Consider the following 6,930-nt stretch of genomic DNA (forward strand, 5'->3'; position numbering starts at 1 on the left):
GGTCACGCCCTCCTGCGCCAGGATGGCCTGGCATGAGAGACGCGAGGTGGGCTCCAGACCCCATGCCCGGTCGAGCAGGTCTTCTTCGACCTCGTCGATCTCACCCAACGACTGGAAACCTTCGCGCACGACCACATGGCAGGTGGTGCAAGCCGCACTCATCTCGCAGGCGTGTTCGATCTCGATGTCGTGCTCCAGCAGGGCCTCGCAAAGAGAGGTCCCTGGGGTGGCCTCGATCTGCGCACCATTCGGGCAGTACTCGGGATGGGGGAGTATCTTGATGATGGGCATGGTTCAGACTTCTTCGACGCGCCGGCCAGCGAGCGCTTGGCGGATGCCGCGGTTCATGCGTTCGGCAGCAAAGGCTTCGGTGCCTTTGGCCAGGGCTTCGACCGCTGTGTCGATCGCAGCGTGGTCTTCGCTCAGTTGAATGGTTTCGACTGACGCCAGCAACCCCTGAATGCTGGCCTGCTCCTCCGCGCTGAGCAAGTCGCCGTCAGCCACCAACGCGGCGCGCGTGGCCAAGAGCATGCGCTCGGCTTCTACACGCGACTCGCGCAGGCTGCGCGCGCGCATGTCGACTTCAGCGGTCGTGAAACTCTCGGTCAGCATGCGTGCCACTTCATCGTCAGACAGCCCATAGCTCGGCTTGACGGTGATCGCAGCCTCCACGCCCGAACCTTCTTCGCGCGCGCTCACGGCCAGCAAGCCATCGGCGTCGACCTGGAAGCTCACGCGAATGCGCGCCGCGCCCGCCACCATCGGCGGAATGCCGCGCAGTTCGAAGCGCGCCAGCGAACGGCAATCGCTCACCAGCTCGCGCTCGCCCTGCACCACGTGGATGGCCAAGGCGGTTTGGCCATCTTTGAAGGTGGTGAAGTCTTGCGCGCGCGCCGTGGGGATGGTGCTGTTGCGCGGGATGATGCGTTCGACCAGGCCGCCCATGGTCTCCAGCCCCAGCGACAACGGGATCACGTCGAGCAGCAGCAACTCGTCGGCCCCCGCGTTGCCGGCCAGCGCATTGGCCTGGATGGCGGCGCCCAGCGCGACCACTTCGTCGGGGTTGAGGTTGGTCAGCGGCGTCTTGCCAAAGAATTCGCCCACCGCCGCCTGCACCTGCGGCATGCGGGTCGAGCCACCGACCATCACCACACCTTGCACATCGTCCTTGGCCGCCTTGGCGTCGCGCAGCACCTTGCGCAACGCGCCCAGGGTGCGGCTGACCAGCTCGTGTGTGAGCGACTCGAACTCGGCGCGCGTCACCCGCACCGAGAGCTCACCACTCGCCAGCGGGCAAGCCAAGGTGGCATGGTCGGTGGCCGAGAGTTTTTCTTTCGCCGCCCGAGCCGCCACCAGCGCGGCGCGCTTGTCTTGTGGCGTGGTGGCTTCCTGCCCACTTTTGCTCAAGGCCCAATCGGCAAGCAGGCGATCGAAGTCATCACCCCCCAACGCCGAGTCACCGCCGGTGGCCACCACCTCGAACACACCCTGGCTCAGGCGCAAGAGCGAAATGTCGAAGGTGCCGCCGCCGAGGTCATACACCGCGTACAGGCCCTCCGAGCCGTTCTCCAGGCCATAGGCGATGGCGGCGGCCGTGGGCTCGTTGATCAGGCGCAACACGTTGAGGCCGGCCAGTTGCGCGGCATCCTTGGTAGCTTGTCGCTGTGCGTCGTCGAAGTAGGCTGGGACGGTGATCACGGCCCCGAACAGGTCATCGGCAAAGGTGTCTTCGGCGCGGTAGCGCAAGGTGGCCAGAATTTCAGCCGACACCTCGACGGGTGACTTGATGCCGTCGACCGTGCGCAGCTGCACCATGCCGGGTACATCGACAAAGTCATACGGCAGCTTCTCGCGCTGCACGATGTCGGCCAACCCGCGGCCCATGAATCGCTTGACCGAGACGATGGTGTTGCGCGGGTCGGTGGCGGCTTCCATCCAGGCGTCGTGGCCGATCTGGCGGCGGCCACCTTCAAGGTAGCGCACCGCTGAAGGCAGGATCACGTGGCCACTGGCATCGGGCAGGCACTCGGCCACACCGCTGCGCACCGCAGCCACCAGCGAGTGCGTCGTGCCCAGGTCGATGCCAACCGCAATGCGGCGCTGGTGCGGATCGGGGCTGCCGCCGGGTTCTGAAATTTGAAGCAAGGCCATGGTGGTGTCTATTGTCCCAGCGCTTCCAGGCGGCCATCGACGTCGCTGGCAAAGCGCTCTACGAACATGAGGGCTCTGACCTGCTGCGACGCGGCGCTGTAGTCGCGCTGCTCATCGAGGGTGACCCGAAGCTGCTCCAGCGCCTGCCTGCGGTGGGTGGTCACGGTATCGGACAGTGCTTCGATGTCGCTCAGCAAGGTGGCCTCGTCGAGGGCTTCGCGCCATTCCATCTGCTGCACCAGAAAGCCCGACGGCATGGCAGTGTTGCTCTCGGAGTTGATCGCCGCGCCGTTCAGCTCACACAGGTAGGCTGCGCGCTTGAGCGGGTCTTTCATACGTTGGTAGGCCTCGTTCACCCTCACCGCCCATTGCATGGCAATGCGTTGCGACGCGGCACCTTCGGCGGCAAACCGATCCGGGTGCACCTGGCCCTGCAGCTCACGCCAGCGCGCGTCGACCAGCGGGCGGTCTTGTGCAAAACGCCGGGGCAGGCCCAGCAGGGTGAAGTCGTCGTCGTCCAGCTTCACGACAATCTCGATTCGTCAAAAAACAAAGGCGCGACCGAAGCCGCGCCTGCAAGAGACAGCCCGGGCTCAGACCCGGAACGATTCACCACAACCGCAGCGGTCTTTTTCACGCGGGTTGTGAAACTTGAAGCCCTCGTTCAGGCCTTCACGCACAAAATCGAGCTCGGTGCCGTCGAGGTAAGGCAGGCTCTTGGGGTCGATCAACACCTTGACACCATGGCCTTCGAAGACCACGTCTTCAGGTGCCACGTCGTCGGCGTATTCGAGCTTGTAGGCCAGGCCCGAGCAGCCGGTGGTCTTGACACCCAGGCGCACTCCAACGCCCTTGCCGCGCTTGGTGATGTAGCGAGACACATGGCGTGCCGCAGCTTCTGTCAGCGTGACCGCCATTTCAATGTGCTTTCTTCGCCTTGTAATCGTTCACGGCCGCCTTGATGGCGTCTTCAGCCAGGATGGAGCAGTGAATCTTCACCGGCGGCAGCGCCAGCTCTTCGGCGATGTGGGTGTTCTTGATCGTCAGCGCTTCATCGAGCGACTTGCCCTTGACCCACTCGGTCACCAGCGAGCTCGATGCAATCGCCGAGCCGCAGCCATAGGTCTTGAACTTGGCGTCTTCGATCAGGCCCGTGACCGGGTTGACCTTGATCTGCAGCTTCATCACGTCGCCGCAGGCCGGTGCGCCGACCATACCGGTGCCCACGGTGTCGTCACCCTTTTCGAACGAACCCACGTTGCGCGGGTTCTCGTAATGCTCAACCACTTTTTCGCTGTAAGCCATGTCAGTTCTCCAATATCTGGTTCAATGCGCCGACCACTGGATCGTGCTGATGTCGATGCCGTCCTGGTGCATCTCCCACAACGGCGACAACTCGCGCAGCTTGGCCACGCGGTCTTTCAGCGTGGTGATCACGTAATCGATTTCTTCCACGGTCGTGAAGCGACCGATGGTCATGCGCAGCGACGAGTGCGCAAGTTCATCGCTTCGACCCAGGGCACGCAACACATAGCTGGGCTCCAGGCTGGCGGAGGTGCAGGCCGAGCCCGACGACACGGCAATGCCCTTGATGCCCATGATCAGCGACTCACCTTCGACAAAGTTGAACGACATGTTCACGTTGTGCGGCACACGCTGGGTCGGGTGGCCATTGAGGAAGGTTTGATCGATGCCGGACAGCCCGGCAATCAAACGCTGCTGCAGCATGCGGATGCGCTCGTTCTCGACGCCCATCTCTTCACGCGCGATGCGAAAGGCCTCGCCCATGCCGATGATCTGGTGCGTGGCCAACGAACCCGATCGCATGCCGCGCTCGTGGCCGCCGCCGTGCATCTGCGCTTCGATGCGCACACGTGGCTTGCGGCGCACGTACAAGGCGCCAATGCCCTTCGGGCCGTAGGTCTTGTGCGAGGCCAGGCTCATCAGGTCGACCGGCAACGTGGCCAGGTCGATCGCCACCTTGCCAGTGGCCTGTGCGGCGTCAACGTGGAAGATGATGCCGCGCTCGCGGCACATCGTGCCGATGGCGGTGATGTCTTGAATCACGCCGATCTCGTTGTTCACGAAGAGCACCGACACCAGGATGGTGTCCGGGCGCAGCGCCGCCTTGAATTTCTCGAGATCGACCAGGCCGTCTTCCTGCACATCGAGGTAGGTGACCTCGAAGCCCTGGCGCTCCAGCTCACGCATGGAGTCGAGCACGGCCTTGTGTTCGGTTTTCAGCGTGATGAGGTGCTTGCCGCGTGTCTTGTAGAACTGAGCCGCGCCTTTGAGGGCAAGGTTGATCGACTCGGTGGCGCCCGACGTCCAGACAATCTCGCGCGGATCGGCGTTGACCAGGCTCGCGACTTGTTCACGCGCTTTCTCGACGGCGGCCTCCGCTTCCCAACCCCAGGCATGGCTGCGAGACGCCGGATTGCCGAAATGTTCGCGCAACCACGGAATCATCGCGTCCACCACGCGCTGGTCGACCGGCGTGGTGGCGCCATAGTCCATGTAAATCGGGAAGTGCGGGCTCATGTCCATGGCGATAAGGCGAACAACAAGTTACTTGGTGAAGGCATTGCCCAAGGCAAAGACGGAATTGGGCGCGGTGATCTTGATCGGCTTGACGACCGGCTGGGTCGAGATCGCGCGTTTGACCGGGTGCTCTTCGATCGAGACGCCCTTGGCCAGCTGCTCCTCGACCAGCTTGCGCAGTGAGATCGAGTCGAGATACTCGATCATTTTGGAATTGAGGGCGGCCCACAGGTCGTGCGTCATGCAACGGCCCGAGTCTTCGCCCATGCAATTTTCCTTGCCGCCGCAACCGGTGGCGTCAATGGGCTCGTCGACGGCGACGATGATGTCGGCCACGGTGATTTCTTCCGACTTGCGGCCGAGCGAATAGCCGACGCCCGGGCCACGGGTGCTTTCAACCAATTCGTGGCGGCGCAGCTTGCCAAACAGCTGCTCAAGGTAAGACAGCGAGATTTGCTGGCGGGCGCTGATCGCAGCCAGCGCGACGGGGCCTGTGTTCTCGCGCAAGGCGAGATCGATCATGGCGGTAACGGCAAAACGGCCTTTGGTGGTCAGACGCATGAAATCCTCCTTGGTGCCGGTGACAGCACAAAATCAATGAAAGCGATCGGCGGTGGTTTCACGCTTGTCGAGCCCCGCCGGTAAGGCGGGATAACCCTTGGTTGATTCCGACAGGTTTACTCAAGTATAGCTGAAGCCTACTGTTTCGGTCGGCATTGGCTCAGGAAGTTCCCCTGCTGCGAACAAGCTTTTCTCGGAGCAAAAGCGCCACGAAGCCGTCACAAGCGTCTTCAACCAGGTCGAGAACGTGTTCGAAGCCGGCGGAGCCGCCTTGGTAAGGGTCAGGAACCACGTCTGTCTGGTGCACGCGGGCGTGTTGGATCAGACGCCCCAACTTGGGGCGATATGGGGGAGGGCACTGCCTCTCTAAAAGGGACAGGTTGTCCAGATCCATCGCCAGGATGACGTCGAACTGCTCGAAATCGGCCGGACTTACCTCACGCGCCCGCAAGGCGCTCAGGTCATAACCCCGACGCTGCGCATGGGCCACAGAACGCGAATCGGGGGGCGACCCGGCGTGCCAGCCGTGAGTCCCGGCCGAGTCGACCGTGACTGTGTCTCCCAGGCCCGCTGCGTTGAGCTTGTGTCGCAGCACCGCCTCAGCCGTGGGCGAACGGCAGATGTTGCCCATGCAAACCATCAACACCTTCACTTGCCTCCCCCCTGGATGGCCACGATGTTGTCTGTGCCCGGAGCGCCAAAGGCTTGCTCGCGCAGCATCGCCAGCTGGTCGCGCACGCGAGCGGCTTTTTCGAACTCCAGGTTGCGCGCGTGTTCAAGCATCTGCTTTTCAAGCTGCTTGATGCGCTTGGAGAGGTCTTTCTCCGACAAGGCTTCGACGGCTGCAGCGGCCATGTCGCGCTGCTCGCCCTTGGTCTTTTCGGAGTAGACGCCGTCAATCAGGTCGCGCACCTGCTTCTGGATGCTGCGCGGCGTGATGCCTTGCTCGAGGTTGTGTGCGATCTGCTTGGTGCGGCGGCGCTCGGTTTCGCCGAGCGCCATCTTCATCGAGTCGGTGATCTTGTCGGCGTACAGGATGGCCTTGCCGTTGATGTTGCGCGCCGCGCGGCCAATGGTCTGGATCAGCGAACGCTCGGAGCGCAAGAAGCCTTCCTTGTCGGCATCGAGGATGGCCACCAGAGACACCTCCGGAATGTCGAGCCCCTCGCGCAACAAGTTGATGCCGACCAGCACGTCAAAGGTGCCGAGGCGCAGGTCACGCAGGATCTCGACACGCTCCACCGTGTCGATGTCGCTGTGCAGGTAACGCACCTTCACGCCGTTGTCAGCCAGGTAGTCGGTGAGCTGCTCCGACATGCGCTTGGTCAGCGTGGTGATCAGCACACGCTCGCTCTTGTCAACACGGTCGCGGATTTCTTGCAGCACGTCGTCGACCTGGTGGGTGGCCGGCCGAACTTCGACCAAGGGGTCGATCAAGCCGGTGGGCCGCACCAGCTGCTCGACCACCTGCCCGGAGTTCTCTTTTTCATAGTTCGCCGGCGTCGCCGAGATGAACATCACCTGGCGCATCTTCTTCTCGAACTCTTCGAACTTAAGAGGCCGGTTGTCCAGTGCCGACGGCAGGCGGAACCCGTACTCGACCAGCGTAGTCTTGCGCGCGCGGTCGCCGTTGTACATGCCGCCCAGCTGGCCGATCAACACGTGCGATTCGTCGAG

9 protein-coding genes are annotated in these 6,930 nt (G+C 62.9%); all 9 read right to left on the reverse strand.

The annotated features are described in order from the left end of the window. A partial coding sequence (fdx, locus tag RMO40_RS16110) for an ISC system 2Fe-2S type ferredoxin (protein ID WP_309723576.1) occupies window positions 1-291 on the reverse strand: 291 nt, incomplete at its 3' end. Window positions 292-294: 3 nt separating this feature from the next. Continuing rightward, window positions 295-2,151: a Fe-S protein assembly chaperone HscA gene (gene hscA / locus RMO40_RS16115; protein WP_309723579.1), complete on the reverse strand. Its 1,857-nt coding sequence runs from the start codon at window positions 2,149-2,151 to the stop codon at window positions 295-297. Between the two features lie 8 nt (window positions 2,152-2,159). Next, window positions 2,160-2,678, reverse strand: coding sequence for a Fe-S protein assembly co-chaperone HscB (hscB, locus tag RMO40_RS16120; protein ID WP_309723581.1), 519 nt, complete (start codon window positions 2,676-2,678; stop codon window positions 2,160-2,162). Window positions 2,679-2,744: 66 nt separating this feature from the next. Then, window positions 2,745-3,068, reverse strand: a complete 324-nt coding sequence (iscA, locus tag RMO40_RS16125; protein ID WP_296689542.1) for an iron-sulfur cluster assembly protein IscA — start codon at window positions 3,066-3,068, stop codon at window positions 2,745-2,747. A 1-nt stretch (window position 3,069) separates the two neighbouring features. After that, the gene (gene iscU / locus RMO40_RS16130; protein ID WP_047484366.1) at window positions 3,070-3,456 is read right to left on the reverse strand and encodes a Fe-S cluster assembly scaffold IscU; all 387 of its coding nucleotides are present in this window, start codon (window positions 3,454-3,456) and stop codon (window positions 3,070-3,072) included. Between the two features lie 21 nt (window positions 3,457-3,477). Further along, complete coding sequence (locus RMO40_RS16135; protein ID WP_309723586.1) at window positions 3,478-4,692, reverse strand: IscS subfamily cysteine desulfurase; 1,215 nt, start codon at window positions 4,690-4,692, stop codon at window positions 3,478-3,480. 27 nt (window positions 4,693-4,719) lie between these two features. Continuing rightward, window positions 4,720-5,253, reverse strand: a complete 534-nt coding sequence (locus RMO40_RS16140; protein ID WP_309723588.1) for a Fe-S cluster assembly transcription factor — start codon at window positions 5,251-5,253, stop codon at window positions 4,720-4,722. Window positions 5,254-5,413: 160 nt separating this feature from the next. Further along, entirely contained in the window at window positions 5,414-5,893 is a 480-nt protein-coding gene (locus tag RMO40_RS16145; protein ID WP_309723594.1) for an arsenate reductase/protein-tyrosine-phosphatase family protein, read from the reverse strand. An 8-nt stretch (window positions 5,894-5,901) separates the two neighbouring features. Further along, window positions 5,902-6,930: helicase-related protein (locus RMO40_RS16150; protein ID WP_309723591.1), on the reverse strand; the 1,029-nt coding region annotated here is incomplete at its 5' end.

Origin of the sequence: Rhizobacter sp. (assembly GCF_031412075.1) — a bacterium.
Classification (GTDB): domain Bacteria; phylum Pseudomonadota; class Gammaproteobacteria; order Burkholderiales; family Burkholderiaceae_C; genus Rhizobacter.